Source organism: Sphaerisporangium fuscum (assembly GCF_018531465.1).
GTDB lineage: Bacteria > Actinomycetota > Actinomycetes > Streptosporangiales > Streptosporangiaceae > Sphaerisporangium > Sphaerisporangium fuscum.
Map to the genome: position 1 here is coordinate 117,461 of NZ_JAHDTF010000032.1, position 17,244 is coordinate 134,704.

A 17,244-nucleotide genomic window follows, 5' to 3' on the forward strand; every position below is an offset into this window, starting at 1 on the left:
GGTCGTGGGGGGGGGGGGGGGGGGGGGGGGGCCCGCCCCCCCCCCCCCCCCCCCCCCCCACGCCCCGCGCGCTCAGCGCAGGGTCGCGGTGAAGGACCGGCCGTAGGCGTGCCGGGTCACCGCCTGGACCAGGGTGCCGCCCGGCACACGCCGGACCGTCACCCCCTCGTCGGCCGCCTCGAGCCTGAGAGGCGCCCCGTGCAGGACGACGGTGACGCGGTCGCGTTTCATCGTGGGATCGGACAGCGCGACGACCGTACGGCCGCCGGACTTCACCATGACCGAGGCCGGGCCGTCGACGAGCAGACGCTCGGCATGGTGCTGACCGTGGGCGAAGACGTTGGCGGCCACGATCCCGAGACCTCTGTGCTTGATCGCCTGCACGTCCCCGTCGTTGGCCAGGACGGTCAGCGGTCCGTCCGCGTACCCGCGCAGACGGGACTCGCTCGCGTTCGGGACCAGGGCGTAGGCGAAGGCGGGGACGTCACCGGCGGCCGGGTGCGCGACCGAGGCGGTGAAGACCTTCTTGGTCACGCCGGTGTCGGGATTGGACGTGCGCACGACCCTGCGGCTGCGGGTCACCGTCTCCACCCCGGCCGTGACGGGCTGCCGGGTGAAGAAGACGTAGCCGACCGCCGTACCGCGGGTGCCGTTGGCGTAGCGCAGCCAGCGCGGCGCAGAGGTGCCGCCCGCCTGCCAGACCTGGCCGCCCCAGCCCTCGCCGGTGAGCGAGACGGCGTCGCCGGTCGCGGCGATGCGGCTGTCCACGGTGGTCACCGCGTCCCGTCCGCCCCGCCCGGAGACCGCCGCGGCGAGAACGACGATCTCGTCGTCCAGCATGAACCACGACTTGGTCGCGCGCGCGTTCCGGTAGGCGACGAAGTCGTCGGGCAGCACGCCCGCCTGCTTGGCGGTGTAGGCGACGTCGTCCGACTGGACGAACCCCGCCACACCGTACGCGCCCAGTGTCGCGCCGCCGGAGAAGGCGTTCCCGGCGCGGGGGAAGTACACGTAGGTGTTCTGGGACTCCGAGGAGGAGGTGAAGTTCAGCGGATGCCCCGGGTTCTCGTACCACAACCGGCCGTACAGCTCCGGCACCGTCCGCCGCTCCTCCACCGGCGCGGTGATCCCGGCCAGCCGGTACGGCGAGACCGTGGTGTAGTAGTCGACGCCGAAGACCTCGCGCTGGTCCTCCCCCGCCAGGTAGAGGTAGTACGCGCCGTCGCCCTGGAACCAGGGCATCAGGTTCTCGCCGCTCATGTACTCGTACTTGCTGATCCGCTCGGAGCTGCGCGCCAGGGCCCACGCGTACCCGGGGCGCCGGTGGACGGTCCTGTCCATCGCGTTGAACGCCACGCAGCGCGCGGGCGGATTCAGGTCGGCGGCCGGGACGGCGGAGTCGGCGCGGATGGCCGCGTAGCGGGCGACGCTCACCGGCGAGACGAAGGCGGCCGTGTCGGCGGCCGGGAGGAACTTCAGGTACTTCTTCAGCGCGAGAGCCTTGGAGTCCTCGACGTGGTCGACCAGGTCGGCGATGGCCTCCACGATAACTCCGACGTCGTCGTAGCCGGTGGCGGTGCGCGAGACCGCCCGTCCCTTGACGATCTCCATCATCCATCCTTCGAAGATCAGCGGGGCGAAGCCGTCGGCGATCCAGCGATACACCGCACCGGCCAGGTCGGAGGCGCCGTTCGTGGCCCCCTCCAGCGTCTTGAGCGTCTGCACGACCCGGGTCAGCAGGATGCGCCCGTAGGAGCCGGTGTAGGCGACCGAGTCGTGCTGGATGAACGAGCCGTCGCGGTAGTAGCCGTCGGTCACCCCGTGCTCGAGGTTGTAGGGGTCGATCGTGGCGAACACGGTGGCCTGGTCGGAGATCGCCTTGCCGACACGGGCGTCGTCGCCGGTCACCGCGCCCTGCAGGATCCGGTTGGCGGTGATGTCGGCCAGGTTCGCCCCGGTGTGGAAGCGGGAGTCCAGATCGACGTCACCGTTCTTGCCGTTGCGCAGGTAGGCGTCCATCGAGGCGATGTAAGTGGCCACGAGGTCCGGCCGCTCCTCCCGCAGCCGATCGACCAGCAGGGCCAGGGTCCGGCTCACGTTGGTCGAGATGCCGATCTCCCAGCTGTACCAGTTGCCGTAGTAGCCCTTCGACTGGTCGCCGTAGTAGCGCTCGTGCAACCACAGCAGTCCGTCGGCCACCCGGCGCTGGACCTGTACGTCGCCGTCCAGCTCGCCCCTCGGCGTGCGGGTCGCGAGCGCGATCTCGTACAGATACTGGAAGGCCAGCCGCAGGTTGGCGTCGTCGGCGCCGAGCGCCAGACCGGCGAGCAGCTCACCCTCGCGCGCCCGGTCCATGGCGGCCAGCCGCTGCCTGGCGGTCCTGGCGATCGCCGCCACCTTGCCGGCGACCTCGGGCCGGGCATTGACGTCGGGAGTCCCCGCCAACATCGCCACGGTGTTGGCGAGCACCCGCGCGTGATCGATCCCCACTGCGGCATGCGCGGGGAAGGGGCCGGCCACGGCCAGCAAACCGGCCCCGGGCAGCAACGAGAGAACTTGACGACGAGAAAGAAACGACACGGCAGGCTCCAGGCGTGGGGGGATATGCCTACATGATCCCTATTGCCCGATCTTGAACCCCTTGAAGCGGATCTGGGGCACCACCAAAGGCAGAGCGTCGATGCTGCTCGCGTCACCACCACAAGGGGGAGAACCAGCCCATCGGGTGCAGCCTGAGGTCACCGTCAGCCGACGGGCGGCCATCCCTGCACGGCCGCTTCCTGCCGCAGAGCCGGAGGCCAGGAAGCGATGAAATCGGCGACCTCCGCATCCCACGGACCCACGTTCTCGACGAACGAGACCGCCACGAGCTCACGCAACCGCAGGTCGGAGGCCATCATCGCCTGCTCCAGGAAAGCCAGGCATCGCCCTACCACGGCATCGTCGCCACACTGATGGGCTTTGAGCACGAACCGGGTCAGATCCCCGAACAGCACATGCTGCAACACCTCGTCGTCGCAGGCAACATGTTCCTGCACGACCGGAGCGAACTCGGGCACTTCCGCGATCAAAAGATCAGCGATCCGCTCGTACGACAGTCCGGCATCCACACCACCATCATCATGCAGCCGGGCACAGTGCGGATGCACTGCTGCGGCTCCATGCCGAGTGCATCAGCGGGTACCAAAGAACGTAAGGCTGTGAACCCCTAAGGAAAGTCCAGGTGCCGAAACGGAAGCCCCGCCAGGGAGATGACGAACTCTCCGAGGCCGTCGCCGTAGAGCAGGATGACCTGCCGCCGAGCGAACCTCGGACGGCTGGCTTGAGTCCAGGGTCGTCGGGGGAACTCGTCACTCCGGACGGAACGAAGTGGCAGGCCCGGCGGCGCAATGCCGACATCCGGATCGTCAAGCGGCTGATCGCCAAACCGGGAGTGCCGTTGGTGTTCGGCGCGGTTGGAGGGTTCCACCGCTCTGTCATCGCTCCCGAAGATCGGGCGCGGGTCTGGGCCGAACTGCGCCCTTCGTTCGACGGCCCCGGCGTGAAGAGATCACCTACCGAAGGGGCGACGTACACCGCTACGTGGTTCGTCAACGACGCCGGGGGCGAGCTGATCTATCTGGAAGAGCACTGTTGACGGAGGTAAGGCCGATGTCGCAGCGCGGATCGGCTGGCCACATGCACCACCGCACGTCTACGCCAAGTGCATCCGCGGCCATAGAGAGGCGAGTGTCGCGGGTCAAGCCGTGGCAGCCGCACGCCCGGGCGGCGAGTGGGCGTGGAACCGCGAGGCGGCACGGCGCGCCGCTTCTCGATCACTCTGGCCAGCGGCCACGTCCGGCAGCGGGTCGAAATCAATGGACAATACCTGCACCCGCTGCCACTGTTGCCGGCATGCGACAGGAGGACATCTGGGGCGCCGAGACCGCGCGACGCTATGACACGCCGGGCACCGGCATGTTCGCCCCCGAGGTCCTGGGGCCGACCGTAGACCGCCTCGCCGAACTTGCCGATGACGGACGCGCGCTCGAATTCGCCATCGGAACAGGCCGGGTCGCTGTGCCGCTCGCCGAGCGAGGGGTGCCCGTCACCGGCATCGAGCTGTCACCCGCGATGATCGACCAGCTGCGGACGAAGGTGGATGAGGCGACGATCCCAGTGATCGCCGGCGACATGGCGACCGCCACGGCTCCAGGGAAGTACACACTCGTCTACCTCGTCTACAACACGATTTCGAACCTGCTCACGCAAGCCGAGCAGGTCGCGTGCTTCCGCAATGCCGCCCGCCACCTCACCCGCGGCGGCCGTTTCGTGATCGAGCTCTGGGTGCCTGAGTTGCGCAAGCTCCCACCAGGTCAACAGGCCACGGTCTGGCATTGCGAGCCGGGCTATATCGGCTTGGACACCTACGACATTCTGCGCCAGCACGTCGTATCACACCACTTCAGGTTCGATGAGAGCAGCGAGGCTCAACTGTTCCGCAGCCCGCACCGCTACATCTGGCCGGCCGAGCTCGACCTCATGGCCCAGCTGGCCGGGATGGAGTTGGAAAGCCGGCATGCCGACTGGACCGGAACCGAATTCACCACCGAATCGCGCTCCCACGTTTCCGTTTACCGCGTCCCACCGGACGACTGACCGGCCGGAACTGTCGCTGCCTCCGCACCCTCGTCAAGAAGACCAACCGGCTGCGAGCGAGCCACGAGTTCCAGGCCAGGTGGATCCGTCACTGGCGTGGTGGGCCGACCGATATGACCCCCGGTCTTCGGACCGGGGCCTTCCGGCGCGTCAGGCGATTACTCGCCCGCAGACTCGACGCTCGTGCCGATGGACGCGGTACGGACCGATTGATCGTCCAACTGGATTCGTAGACGGCTCGCGTAGCCATCGCTGCCGCTGTCGCCCCGTCCGCAAGACGTTGTGTGCCAGGCACGGGCTCGTCACCGCCGACCCGGTGATGGCGGGCGAGACCAGTTCGTCCCACCCGCCCGCACGACGGCGCGCCCTCGCCGGGACGATGCGAGCCGGGTGAGTGGCTTCGTCGGCGAGGGCGCGCCGCGGTCGGGCACCGGTGATATCGCGGAAGGGGAGGTCGGCCGGCTACCAGTTGATGCGCTGACTCGGCCCTCCGGTGCAGGGGGCCGATATGACGGGGGTTCCGTTGGCGTAGCTGCTCACGTCCACACACGCTCCGCTTGAGCTGACGGTTTCGCCGCCGAAATAGCGAAATTCGCTCGCGAAGTTGCACGAGATGAGGAAAAGGTGACCGTCGTCTCCGAGACACTTTCCACTGGCGACATTGCGGATGGCGCCGCCCAGGTCCCACCGGAACCGCTGGCTCGGCTGGCCAGCGCAATCCGACAGGATGACCGGTGTGTAGTCCGCATAGGAGGACAAGTCCCAGCACTTGTCTCCGGCGACATGGCGGAAGTTCCAGCTGAACTGCTGGCTGGGCTGCCCCAGGCAGTCGACGAGAATCAATTGCGTTCCTGCGGCGTAGCTACGAACATCGAGACAGCGGCCACCGGTGGCGCTGCGGAGCACGCCATCCCACCACTCCCAGCGTTGGCTGGCCCGGCCGTGGCAATCCCACAAGACCGCCGGTGTGCCTGCGGCGTAGCTACTGACGTCGAGGCACCGGTTGCCGGCGATCGACCTGATCGTGCCGTCGGTCCCGCGACGGAACTGCTGGCTGTCCCGGCCGTGACAGTCCCACAGAATGACGGGCGTCCCGTTCGCGTAGGAGCTCACATCCAGGCATCGGCCGCCGGCCACGCTGTAGATCGCTTTGGGCGAGATCACCGCCGCCTGAGCGGAAGAGACGGGCACTGTCACCGAGAGAAGAGCAGCAACAGCCACCACAAGTCGCAGAAGGCGGATTTTCCACCTCATCGCTCCCCCTTTCCTGATAGACGTAACTGTTGTCGAAATACAGGCGATATGGGCATCTGGTGCCCCGCGGCCTTCCGAGTGGCGCCCACGAGCCTCCTGTCGCCGCGTGGGTCAGGGCCGGTGGAAGACGAGGACGGTGATGTTCTCCTGGCCGCCGTTGTCGTCCCGCTTGGGGTCGTTGACCTGGAACCGGAGGCGCCCGTTCGACGAGCCCCGGTAGATGTAGCAGGGGCTGTTGGACCCGACGGGCCGCCACGCGGTGGTGCTGACCTCGCCGTCGTCGAGCCGGATCGGCCGGTTCGTGACCTGTGAGAACGCCTTCACCATCAGCACGTACGGTGCGAGCGTCGGCGCCGGCCAGCCGGGCCCGGCGATCCGGCCCTCGTCGCCGTCCGGGTCCTTTTGGGTGCCCCACCAGTCGATGCGCAGGATGGAGAAGTCGTCGGTGCGCGCGGAGAAGACGTCGCCGGGGACGAGCGTGCCGACGCTCACTCCCCGCGGGTCCTCCCCGTCCAGAGTGGCGCGCAGGACGCGGTCCGGGGCGTCCCCGCCGTCGCAGTGATGGAACGGGGTACGGACGGTCGCGCTCGCCGGCACCGTGGCGAACCCTGCCGCCAGGGGCAGCCCGAGGGCTAGCGCGGCGGCGAGCAGTCGGCGTGCTTTCATGGTGATCTCCTTGTCTGCCTCTGAGAACTGGATAAGGGGGTCGGGGCGGGACTCTGGCACGACCGCACGCCAGAACAGAGTCCAAGCGAGTCGATCGAGCAGTTGAGCGGTCCTCCAGAACCTGGCCGGAGGCACGTAGGCGAAGTCGAAGCCGTGCGGCGCCGGGTCGAAGATGGTCATCGCCCGGCCGGGTTTCGAACCGCCTTCCTGGCCAGCACCCGGGGCGGGAGCGGAGTAGAGGGGGCCACGAGCGCGCTCAGAATGAGCAGCCGCATCATGCCTCAGCCGCCGAGCCGGTACGGCAGGCAGCAGCACGCTCGCCGCCATCATCTTCGTCGTTTTCATGGTCCCCCCTACGGAGTGAGGTGATACGACGATGAGTGAGAGGCGGGCGAAAAACCTTGAAGAATCCTTGAATGGGAGAACGCGTGGAATTCAGGCTGCTCGGCCGGGTCGGACTGGAGGACGGTGGCCGCGAGGTCGACACCGGGCACAGCCGGCAGCGCTGCGTTCTCGCCGCGCTGCTGATCGACGCCAGTGAACCGGTGATGACCGCCGAACTGGTGTCCCGCGTGTGGGGCGGCGACCCGCCCGACTCGGCGCTCAACGTGCTCTACGGCTACGTCACCCGGCTGCGCAAGGTCCTCGCCCCCTCCGGGGTCCGGCTCCTGCGCCGCGGCGGTGGCTACCTCATCGACGTCGAACCCGACCTCGTCGACGCGCTGCGCTTCAAGCGCCTACAGGCCACCGACCCCGCCGCGGCGCTGGAGGCCTGGCGGGGCAAGCCGCTACCCGGTATCGAGGGCGAGTGGGCGGATCAGGTCCGCGCCGGTCTGATCACGCTCCACCTGTCGGCGCAGCTCCGGCTCGCCGAGGAGGAGACCGCGCAGGGCCGTCACACCGCCGCCGTGGACAGGCTGAGTGGCGTGCTCGCCGAGCATCCGCTGGAAGAGCGGGTCGTGGCGGTGCTGATGACCGCGCTGTTCCGCGCCGGGAACACGCCGCAGGCCCTGGACTGCTACCTCGCCTTCTGCCGTCGTCTGTCCGACGAGCTCGGCATCGGGCCAGGACCGCGATTACGCCTGCTCCACCAGCGCATACTCGAAGGTGACAGCGCGCTGGACCGGCAGGAGGCCGCACCCGTTCCGGCCGGCCTGCCGTACGACGTGCCGGGATTCGTCGGGCGCGCCACGGAGCTGGCGGCGATGAACCGGGTGCTGGGCAGCCGGACGCCGCTGGTGATCTCCGCGGTCGAGGGTATGGCGGGCGTCGGCAAGTCTGCGCTCGCCGTGCGCTGGGCGCACCGCGTGCGCGAGCGCTTTCCCGACGGCAGCCTCTACGCCGATCTCGGCGGCCACGCACCGACCGGCCCCGCGGACCCCGCCCGCGTGCTCGGCGACTTCCTCGCCGCACTCGGCACCACGCCCGCCCGTATCCCCGGCGGGCTCGAGGCCCGCTCGGCGCTCTTCCGCGCCCTGCTCGACCAGCGCAGGATGCTCATCATCCTCGACAACGCCCGCTCCGAGCAGCAGGTCAGGCCGCTGCTCCCGACGGCGGACAGCTGCGCCACGGTGATCACCAGCCGCGTGCCGCTCCATGGCCTGGTCGTCCGAGAGCGCGCACAACGCATCGTCATCGGCACGCTCACCCCGGCCGAGGCCGAGTCACTGCTGCGAACCTTCGTCCCGTACGGCGACGCCGCATCGCTACGAGAGCTGGCGCGGCTGTGCGCCCACCTGCCGGTGGCGCTGTGCGTCGCGGGCGAGAGGGCAGCGCGTGGCGACCGCCCGCTCCCTGACCTGGTGGCCGAGCTCCGATCGGCGAGCAACAGGCTGGACCTGCTCGAGGTGGCGGGCGATCCGCTCAGCAGCGTGCGGGCCGTGTTCTCCTGGTCCTACCGCACGCTGCCAGAGCCGGTGGCCTCGATGTTCCGCCGACTCGGCGCGCACCCCGGTCCCGACATCGAGCCGGGCGCCGCGGCGGTGCTGGCAAGCTGCTCGACCGGCGAGGCCGCCGGCCTGCTCGGAGCGCTCGCCGAGGCGCGGCTGATCGAGCCGTACCAGCCCGGCCGCTGGCGCATGCACGATCTGCTGCGCGCCTACTCGGTCGAGTGCGGCGGCGATCAGGACGAGGCCGTCGCGCGGCTGCTCGACCATTACCTCGACCGCCTGTCCTCCGCCATCAGTCTCGCTCTGCCGGGAGAAGTCGTCATCCGGCCCGGCGCCGAACCGTTCCCCGACCCCGCGCAGGCCCAGGCCTGGATGGAGGCCGAGCGCTCCAACTTGGTGGCGGCCGCCGACATGGCGCTCACCCGGTCACCCGCGCTCGGCAGGGATCTCGGCCGGATGCTGGTGCGGCACCTCGACATGGCCGGGCAGCATGAGGAGGGCAGGCGTCTCTACCGCAGTGCGGCACGTACCGCGCACGCCACGGGCGACCTGATGGGAGAGGCGTCGGCGCTCTCCGCGCTCGGCGTGGCGCTGATCCGCAACGGCGAAGTGGACGAGGCGTACGAGAGCTTCCACCGTGCCGTGGAGCTTTGGGAGACCCTGGACGATCCACGTAGCCAGGGCAGCGCGCTGGGCAATATCGCGATGGTCCGGGTGTTCCGGGGACAGTACGCCGCCGCGCTGGCTGATTTAGAGCGGGCGGCCGCCCTGTTCGAGCGCAGTGGCCACCTGTCCGGGCAGGCCAACGTACTCAACCACATCGGCGAGATCTACTGGCGCACCGGCGCCTACCGACTGGCCGTCCCCCTGCATGAGAGGGCATTGGAGATCACCGCCGAGATCGGAGACCGGGCTGGCGTGGCCGTCTCGCGCGGCGACATCGGCAACGCCCTGTTCAGGCTCGGCGAGTACGGTGAGGCCCTGGAACAGCTGGAAGCCTCCCTGGACTTGGCCAGGTCGATCTCCTACGTCTACGCCGAGCTGACCTCCATGATCAACATTGGGCGGGTGCATGCCGCGACCGACGACCTCCAGGCGGCCCACGACCTCTACCAGGAGGTGCTCGCCGCGCTATGCGAGACGGAGGACCGTGACATGGAGGCGGAGACGCTCGACTGTCTCGGCGAAATCTACCTGGCCCGGGGGGAACACGAGCGCGCATTCGACCACCATCGACGCGCCCTGGAGCTGTTCCGCGCGTCCGGCAGCCGCACGTTCGAGGCCAGCGCGCTCAACGGGCTGGGCGAGGTGGAGCGCGCGCTCGGGCATCCGGAGGAGGCGGGTGCCCGGCATCAGGAAGCACTGGAGCTCACGCAGGCCATGGGTGACCGGTTCCAGCAGGCCCGCGCGCTGGTCGGCCTGGCCAGGCTCCGCGCCGACCAGGGGCTGCCGGCGAAGGAGTGGGAGGAGGCTTTGCGGCTCATGGACGACATGGAGGTCCCCGAGGCGGCCCGGCTACGAGGGGAGCTGAACGCCCCGCTTTAGGGAGACTGCGGGTGCCAGAAACCCGGCCACCCTACTCGGCCTGCGCATACTCGCGGATCAGGCTCCGAGACGATCATGGCGGACGACCTCGATATCGGCCTCCACAGGGTCGGGCGGGCTCGCATCTGGACTGCTCTGAACGCGCCGAAGCTGACGCAACCCCGTGGTCCTGACAAGTCCATCCCGGGAAGGAGGGGATGGGACTCGTCCGCTCTGTCGACAAGAAATGGAATGAGAAAAATACCGATAAGGTGAGAGACATATGCCGTAACAACTTCAGGGAGTACGATGCCACCGCCGATCCCGTTCTCGGCAAGCCTGGCACGAGAGGCAAGCCCCCCGTACCGATTCCGCCCAATCGGCAAAAAGTGTACGAGTGTGATGCATTCCCGTTCGAGTCCACTATGCAGGGAGCGTGGACGTCGGCCGAGCGCATCAACCAACCGGACTCTCGCGATTTCTCGGTTCGCCCGCTCTGGTGGAGCAACAACGGCAACGACGGTCAACAGCTCAGACTGCTAGAGCACTCTGGCCGGATCTGGATCAGGAGATAACGATGTTGAGCGAGCTGATCAACACTTATTTGGGTACCGCCTCAAACGATCTGCCGGATGACATCTGCTGGATAGTAGTTCAGCCCTTGTCCGGCGTGCTCTCAGTGAATGAAGCCGTGACACGGATCGGAGGCCAGCCTGAAGACCTTCGTAACATGACTACGTTGGACGCATATTCGATGTCTCCCGGCAATACGCTTTCCTTCGAAGAAACCGAGACGGCGGTATCCATATTGCAGATTGGTGGGTTCGCCGGTATGTTCCTGGAGATGATCGAACCGCTCAGCCGCAGCGCCCGCGCCTGGGTTGCATACTGGGATGTCAACGCTAGCTTCAGCATGCTTCTCTGGGTCGACGGTTCCTGTGTCGGCGGTTGGGATCCGTACGCGCCACGTGAAGGCTGGGCAACTGGTTTGGGGCCAATGGGCCAGTATGCCGACTTCTTCCTACAGTACGATATTGACGACGAGGATCGGGATCCGAACTACCGCGAAGCGGTAACGCTTGCAGTGATAGAAGCTGAGAGCGGCGTCCGTCTGGATCGGGCATGGATCGACCGAGAGCATCCTGCAATGCTCGTTACTCAGGGCCTTAGCAGTGGTCTGGAAGTCTCGCGATTGGATGACTGAGCGCGGACCGGTTGCCGGAGGCTGCGGAGCGGTGACTTAGCTGAGCATCCTGCCGATGTCGTCGAGGGGGCGACATCTCGGTGGCCCGGGAGCTTGACTGCATCGAACTGCTACCAGGTCGAAGCGGTTGTTTCGAAGATGCCTGGCTTTGTCCATATGACCGGCGGGCGCCTCTCGCCCCTGAGCAGGCGGCGGCGCTGCGTTGGCTCACCTCGGCCTCGCTGCCCATCATCGAACTCGAAGAGGCCAAGGCCGCGCGGGCCGCATTTGAGGCGCTGTCCGTGACCCTCGACGGCACGCGGGCGGCCGACTCCACCTTTCGGCGCAAGCGGGCGGTGTTCCATCACGCGCTGGAATACGCGGTTGAGCTGGGGGAGCTTTCGGCGAATCCGCTGGACCGGGTGAACTGGAAGCCCGCGAAGATCTCGGGCGAGGTAGAACGGCGCGTGGTGGTCAATCCGGCGCAGGCTCGAGAGCTCCTTGTCGCCGTGACCTACGTGGGGCGGACCCGTGGCGCGATGCTGGCCGGGATGTTCGCCTGCATGTACTTCGCTGGCCTCCGGCCTGCTGAGGCTGCCGGGCTCCGCGAAAAGGACTGCCACCTGCCCGAAAGCGGGTGGGGCCTGTTGACCTTGGAGGAGACCCGGCCGGAGAGCGGGCGACGGTTCTCCGACTCGGGTAGGACCCACGATGTTCGCGGGCTCAAGCAGCGTCGGCGTAAGGCCATACGGGACGTCCCGATCCCGCCGGAGCTGGTGAGAATTCTCCGCGAACATCTGGAACGGCACGGCACCGCGGCGGACGGAAGGCTCTTCCTGACGGCGACGGGTGGCGTCTTCTCCACGACGGCTTACGGCAAGGTCTGGAAGGAAGCCCGCACGTACGCGCTGACGCCTGAACAGGTCGCCTCGCCCCTGGCCGGGAGGCCGTACGACCTGCGGCATGCGGCTGTTTCGCTCTGGCTCAACTCAGGGGTTCCGGCGCCGGACGTCGCTGAGCGGGCCGGGCACAGCGTGGATGTGCTGCTCCGGGTCTACGCCAAGTGCGTCGACGGGCAACGCGAGATTGCCAATCAGCGCATAGAGGGCGCTCTCGCGCCATGAGTGTCGATCACGGAAACTAGCCTGATGGAACTCTCCCCTGAGCTCAGGAATCGTCTAGCCGAGCTGAGAGGTGATCTTCTCTGGGGGCGGCTTTCCGGGACCGCGTCGGATGCCGGTTGGCTGGGCTGCGGGCTTATCGAAGCCGGCCTTGAGTCCGATGCGGTCTGGGAGCTCGCAGGGTGGGCGTTGTCCATCGGGTCAATGACCGAAGTTGAGCCTCTGATCCGTGAGGTGATGGTGGATAGCGGCTTCCCGCCCATCGATACCCAGCGCACGCCGTGGGCCGTCGCCCGGGATGTGGCGGAGGGCATAGCCGAGGGAACCCTGCCAATCGGTCAGGGCGCGGACTTCCTGATCCAGGAGCTCAGGGACAAGTGTGACGGTCCCGAGGAAATCTACTGGCTGATGCTGCTTATCGATGACTGGGCGGACGTGCAGGGGAATCCGCCAAGTGATGACGAGCTTCGAGATCAAGCAAGGAAGATCGCCGACGTCGCAACAGCCCGGCTTGCGGCGATGGCTGATCAGGAGTCGCGGAAGTGAAGGTGATCTACCATCAGAGGGTCACGGTCATCCCGTGGCCCTTCGTTTTTGTGTGCCTGAGCTGGGCAAACGACGCGATTTCCATCCCGCGTATATCCCGTGAGCACCCGCCTGGGGCTGCATTCGGTGGCATCTGGCTGCAGGTGGCGATGATCAGCGATCAAGCAAAAAGACCAGGTCAGCGGGTAGATGACCTGGTCTGGAGGGCGCGCCCTGCAGGATTCGAACCTGCGACCGTCGGATTAGAAGTCAAGTACGCAAGCACGGAGAACCACGCCGTTCACCTGCGAAAACTCTTCGTCGTCCCCTCAGTGAACCCTGATTTGGGCACGTATTTGGCATGATCAACGCCCAGAGGCCGTCTGGGGTCCTTGGGCACCGGCGCATCCTATGAGTCCGGCCCGCTCTCGAACGGCCTTCTGCGGCCCATCTGAGGACGTCCTTTCCGGCCGTGATCGCCAACCCGTAGACGTCGCGCACTGCCGAGGCGCTGGCAAGTACAGCCATGGCTGCCTACGCCCTACCTCCACTTCACCGCCAGACGGCGTACTGGTGACAGCGATGACAGGGGCGGCAGAGGAGGCCGTATCCGCAGTTCAAGACGTCGTTTAGGGTGTCACCGGCGCGCGTGACATGAAGTGACAGCGGTGACAGCCTCGCTCGCGCCTCCGAATGCTGTCACCGCCTGTCACGCCACTGTCAACGCGCGCTGGCTCGCCAGGGATTGCGGCTGAACTGCACAAACGCCGTGCCTGTCAACGCTGTCACGGTTGTCACTGGCTTGCGGCGTGCAGGCGGGATGGGACGCCGGAGCGGACATCACCTCTTGGGAAGGTAGCGGGCAAAGACGATGTCGCCGATCTGGCGGACCTCGGCAACCTGCATCCTGTGTGCGGGATCTTGCGGGAAGGTCCCCGGGTTCACGAATCGGGGGGCGGATGGGTCGCCGACGAAGAACGGCGCGATGGCTAGATGAATCTCGTCAGCGAGCCCGTGAGTGAGGAACTGTGTATGAATCGTCCCTCCACCCTCCACCATGAGCCGCTGTATGCCGCGGTCGCCGAGGTCGTCAAGCATGGTGGTGAGCGAGACAGGGTCGCCGGCAGGGACCACCGTAGCTAGGCCATCGAGTTCGTCTCTGACCTTGTCGAGAATGGTGGGGGTCGTATAGACCAGCTTGTCGCCGCCAGTGTTGAAGAATTTAAACGAGGAATCCAGGCGACTCGAAGTCATCGTTACCTTGGTCGGGTACGGGGGAAGTCCTCGACGTTCCCTCTCGGCTCGCCTCTCCTCCGAGTTGACCAGCAATCGAGGATTATCGCGTCGGATGGTGTTTGCGCCTATCAGAATGGCGTCACAGTGCGCACGGACCTCATCGACCCGATTGAAGTCCTCGGCGTTCGAAAGTAGAAGACGATCGGGGGAGCTGTCGTCAATGTAGCCATCAATGGACATGGCAACGCTGAGAAGCACGTATGGACGGTTACTCATGGGTTTCCGTTCAGTCGTGGTGCTGCAATGGTCGCTACTGCTGGTCGGCAGACTGCCGGAGATCTGACAGAAATTCCTTCACCGTCGGAAGCCCTTGCCATCGATCGAGAGTGCTTCTCAACGGAGTCAGCTCCGCAACGATGCGAGCGGAGTTGGTAAGGCGAGCGATGCCCAAAGCCGTTGCTGCCCTCTGGGCTGACTGCTCCGGTTCGCCTGCCGCGGCGTATGCTTGCGCGAGCCGCCCGAGGTAGATGCCCTGGTCGCGTTGGAACTCTCCAGGCCAGGACTTCAGAGCACCCTCGTAGGCGACAATCGCCTTACGCGGCTCTCCAAGTCGCGTCCATCCTGCCGCTTCATGAATGTCGATATAGGCGGGCGTACACCAGGGCGCCCAGTCACCAGGCACAAGCTGGGGTGCGCCCGCGACCAATCCCCGCGCCCTTTCGATGGCCGCCCTGAATTCCTTTTCATCACCAGCTAGCGCATGGCCTTGTGCTTCGGCCTGGGAGGCTGCAGCCAGTACCCGATTGGTGGATTCTCCCCTGTGCTGCGCCGCCTGACCGAGGCCGATAGCCGAGGCCGTATCGCCGACCTCACCTGCTCGTTGAGACTGGCGCATGAGCACATAGCCCACAAAGAGATCGTCACCGGCCTCATGCGCCCATTGAAGGGCATTGGTGATCCAGTGCTGTCCGGCGTTACGGTCGCCTAAGTCGTCTGCAAGCCATCCAGTGAATTCCGCGTACGCCGCCTGAACGTCCATCACTGCGGCACGAGAACGACCGCTCGCCGTACGGCTCAGCTGGCGGAGAATAGCGACCTGGTGAACTGCCGTCGGCGCTACCGCACTCGGTCCCAAGATGTTGTCCTGTGTAGCCAGGACCCCGAAGAGCTTCCGCATGTTGGTAAGCACATCGCGGAGGTCACCCTCGGCAACGGTGGCGGGTAGCCCGGCTCTGCCGGTTCCCCTCTGGTCGATCCAGGCGACCGCCGGCAGGGCGGCAATGCCGGACATGAAGGTTCTGCGATCCATGGACACAGCGACCGGCTCCCCAGTGAGGTTCATCATCTGAACCACAATGCTGCCCTGATCGCCCATACCGGCCATAGCGACTGCTTGCCTGTCGGTACCGACAAGTGGTTTGTCGGTATGGGCGCCGCTGTCGGCAACCACCATGGACTGACGTCGCTCGGCCTCGACCGTCTCCCACAGCCTTACGAGCGCGCCCACGGTGTCGAGTGCCTGGTCACAGCGCTCCGCGAAGTCCCTCGCAGGCCATCGCTCTGCGACCTCGATAAGCCGGACTAAGTCCCCGCTGACATGGACTTTTGCTCCGAGTCTGGCCTGCGACAGTCCCCGGGCTTTCCGCCATGACCGCAGCTCGAACCCGAAACGGTCCCTGGCTGAGCGCTCAGGGTGCAGCTCCAGTTCTGGGCGGGCCATGGCGTCGCGCCTCCCCTGCAGATGCCGCTGTTACCGACGCTCACCGTGTCGGCTTCAAAACCCTTTTACCGGTAGCCGGCACCGAGCACGATTGGAGATGTCCAACCTAACGGGCCGACATGACCCAAGTCGATAAGCACACGAAAGGGGGTGACGATATGGCGAGCAAGGAACAGGGCTTCACCAGCAAGTACGCGAGCGGCCCAGAATGCGATGAAAAGCCGTCAATCCTGCATAAGTCGATCCAAAAGCCCAGAAACGGTTTCTTCCGTCGCAGCGAGCGTCTTACGCACCTCTTTGAGCTGGTCACGGACCTCGGCCAGCTCATCACGAAGCTGCTGAGAAGTGCTCGCCAAAGGTGCGTCCGTCCTGTCGATGACGTAGGCGCCACTCGCCGGACGGATGGTGACGAGACCTTCCGACTGGAGTAGGCGCACGGCGGCCTGTGCCGTGTTGTGCGCGACCCCGTATTGGTCGGCGAGGGCTCGATAGGACGGGAGCCGGGCGCCTGCCCTCAGCTTCCCACCTTCGATGTCTGCTCTTAGGACGGCCGCCACTCTGCGGCTCGCATGGACCTTCTGCTCATCTGCCCCAGCTTCGTCTCGCACGTAGCAAGCGTACTCAACCGACTTAAGCCAGTGGGTTGACGCTGCCCAAGCATCGGCGTACTGTCCTGAGTCAGACGAGACTGACCTAGGGCAGTTCTCTTCAAAGGAGTCACTGTGCTTCCGGTCAAACCTCGCCGTGTCCTGCCCACGATCGTTGCCGTGTTCGCGGTCCTGTACATGGTCCGTGATCCCCAGGGTGCCGCGGTTGCCGCTACCACAGGCTTCCACGCGCTCATGAGCGTCATGGACGCCCTGACCACGTTCTTCAACGGACTCGGCTGATCACAAGAACGGGGCGGCCCCCATCCACCAAGACACGGGGCCGCCCCTCAACTCCCGCAAAGGAGCACAACCATCATGTCCTACTTCATGTCCCCGGCGAACCTTCTCCGCGCTATCTGTCACTGCTGCGGTGGTGCCGGCTGGATGACCTCGACGCAGCAGTGCGGCGTCTGCATGGGGACCGGCGAGTGCAGCTGTCCCTAACAACGACCGCCATCCCTGCACATCTCGTGACGCTGGGGCGGCTCACCCCGCCAAGAGTCGAACCGCCCCAGCTCTCCCCGCATAACCCATCCACTGAGTCATCAAAGGAGCACCGCCATCATGACGGAATCCGTCGCGATCAGCACGGGGAAGTTCGCCGCCCTTAAGCGCGCTTCTCGCCGACACACGGTCGGCGTTGAGCTGGTCACCCCCGAGCTTCGCCGGCAGACCTACATCATGGGCAACCCCACGTGGGCTGCCGTTGAGCGGTACGAGGGGCGCCTCGTCAAGGTCTGCGGAACCGCCGAGGACCCGGCCGACCTGGTCACGCTGGCACGCGCCGCGGCGTGGAGCTACGGCGCAACCTTCACCGCTGCTCACCCCTCCGCGCTGG

The 17,244-nt window shown here is 66.4% G+C and carries 16 protein-coding genes; 9 read left to right on the plus strand and 7 right to left on the minus strand.

All coding sequences use genetic code 11. The features are described 5' to 3' along the window. Positions 1–72: 72 nt before the first annotated feature. Together KIK05_RS35535 and KIK05_RS35540 are read right to left on the minus strand one after the other, a co-directional pair. Positions 73–2,490, minus strand: a complete 2,418-nt coding sequence (locus KIK05_RS35535) for a polysaccharide lyase family 8 super-sandwich domain-containing protein (protein ID WP_308250239.1) — start codon at positions 2,488–2,490, stop codon at positions 73–75. A gap of 254 nt (positions 2,491–2,744) precedes the next feature. Further along, a complete protein-coding gene (locus KIK05_RS35540) occupies positions 2,745–3,110 on the minus strand; it encodes a DUF7674 family protein (RefSeq protein WP_214415229.1) in 366 nt (121 codons plus the stop codon). Positions 3,111–3,223: 113 nt separating this feature from the next. Here KIK05_RS35540 and KIK05_RS35545 point away from each other — a divergent pair, with 113 nt between their 5' ends. Together KIK05_RS35545 and KIK05_RS35550 are read left to right on the plus strand one after the other, a co-directional pair. Beyond that, positions 3,224–3,637 (plus strand): hypothetical protein, encoded by a 414-nt coding sequence (locus KIK05_RS35545; protein ID WP_214415230.1) that lies wholly within the window; start codon positions 3,224–3,226, stop codon positions 3,635–3,637. 257 nt (positions 3,638–3,894) lie between these two features. Then, positions 3,895–4,638: a class I SAM-dependent methyltransferase gene (locus KIK05_RS35550; protein ID WP_214415231.1), complete on the plus strand. Its 744-nt coding sequence runs from the start codon at positions 3,895–3,897 to the stop codon at positions 4,636–4,638. A 462-nt stretch (positions 4,639–5,100) separates the two neighbouring features. Here the strand turns inward: KIK05_RS35550 and KIK05_RS35555 are convergent, their stop codons facing one another. Continuing rightward, on the minus strand, positions 5,101–5,892 hold the full coding sequence (locus tag KIK05_RS35555; protein ID WP_214415232.1) for an RICIN domain-containing protein: 792 nt from the start codon (positions 5,890–5,892) through the stop codon (positions 5,101–5,103). Between the two features lie 111 nt (positions 5,893–6,003). Beyond that, positions 6,004–6,558: a hypothetical protein gene (locus KIK05_RS35560; protein WP_214415233.1), complete on the minus strand. Its 555-nt coding sequence runs from the start codon at positions 6,556–6,558 to the stop codon at positions 6,004–6,006. A 428-nt stretch (positions 6,559–6,986) separates the two neighbouring features. Here KIK05_RS35560 and KIK05_RS35565 point away from each other — a divergent pair, with 428 nt between their 5' ends. The 5 genes from KIK05_RS35565 to KIK05_RS35585 all read left to right on the plus strand — a co-directional run bounded on the left by KIK05_RS35565 (position 6,987) and on the right by KIK05_RS35585 (position 13,165). Further along, positions 6,987–9,992: an AfsR/SARP family transcriptional regulator gene (locus KIK05_RS35565; RefSeq protein ID WP_214415234.1), complete on the plus strand. Its 3,006-nt coding sequence runs from the start codon at positions 6,987–6,989 to the stop codon at positions 9,990–9,992. 556 nt (positions 9,993–10,548) lie between these two features. Continuing rightward, the gene (locus KIK05_RS35570; protein ID WP_214415235.1) at positions 10,549–11,175 is read left to right on the plus strand and encodes a hypothetical protein; all 627 of its coding nucleotides are present in this window, start codon (positions 10,549–10,551) and stop codon (positions 11,173–11,175) included. A gap of 80 nt (positions 11,176–11,255) precedes the next feature. Next, entirely contained in the window at positions 11,256–12,278 is a 1,023-nt protein-coding gene (locus tag KIK05_RS35575; RefSeq protein ID WP_308250240.1) for a tyrosine-type recombinase/integrase, read from the plus strand. A gap of 24 nt (positions 12,279–12,302) precedes the next feature. Then, a complete protein-coding gene (locus tag KIK05_RS35580; RefSeq protein WP_214415236.1) occupies positions 12,303–12,821 on the plus strand; it encodes a hypothetical protein in 519 nt (172 codons plus the stop codon). Next, positions 12,818–13,165, plus strand: a complete 348-nt coding sequence (locus KIK05_RS35585) for a hypothetical protein (RefSeq protein WP_214415237.1) — start codon at positions 12,818–12,820, stop codon at positions 13,163–13,165. Before KIK05_RS35580 ends, KIK05_RS35585 begins: the two co-directional genes overlap by 4 nt. A 475-nt stretch (positions 13,166–13,640) precedes the next feature. Here KIK05_RS35585 and KIK05_RS35590 read toward each other — a convergent pair whose 3' ends face one another. The 3 genes from KIK05_RS35590 to KIK05_RS48415 all read right to left on the minus strand — a co-directional run bounded on the left by KIK05_RS35590 (position 13,641) and on the right by KIK05_RS48415 (position 16,364). After that, a complete protein-coding gene (locus KIK05_RS35590) occupies positions 13,641–14,294 on the minus strand; it encodes a RibD family protein (protein ID WP_308250241.1) in 654 nt (217 codons plus the stop codon). Between the two features lie 52 nt (positions 14,295–14,346). Beyond that, positions 14,347–15,756 (minus strand): helix-turn-helix domain-containing protein, encoded by a 1,410-nt coding sequence (locus KIK05_RS35595; RefSeq protein WP_214415239.1) that lies wholly within the window; start codon positions 15,754–15,756, stop codon positions 14,347–14,349. 224 nt (positions 15,757–15,980) lie between these two features. Beyond that, positions 15,981–16,364, minus strand: a complete 384-nt coding sequence (locus tag KIK05_RS48415; RefSeq protein WP_214415240.1) for a GntR family transcriptional regulator — start codon at positions 16,362–16,364, stop codon at positions 15,981–15,983. Positions 16,365–16,478: 114 nt separating this feature from the next. Between KIK05_RS48415 and KIK05_RS35605 the strand changes: the two genes are divergently transcribed. After that, a complete protein-coding gene (locus KIK05_RS35605) occupies positions 16,479–16,646 on the plus strand; it encodes a hypothetical protein (protein WP_214415241.1) in 168 nt (55 codons plus the stop codon). A gap of 324 nt (positions 16,647–16,970) precedes the next feature. After that, the coding region (locus tag KIK05_RS35610; RefSeq protein ID WP_214415242.1) for a hypothetical protein at positions 16,971–17,244 on the plus strand (274 nt) is incomplete at its 3' end.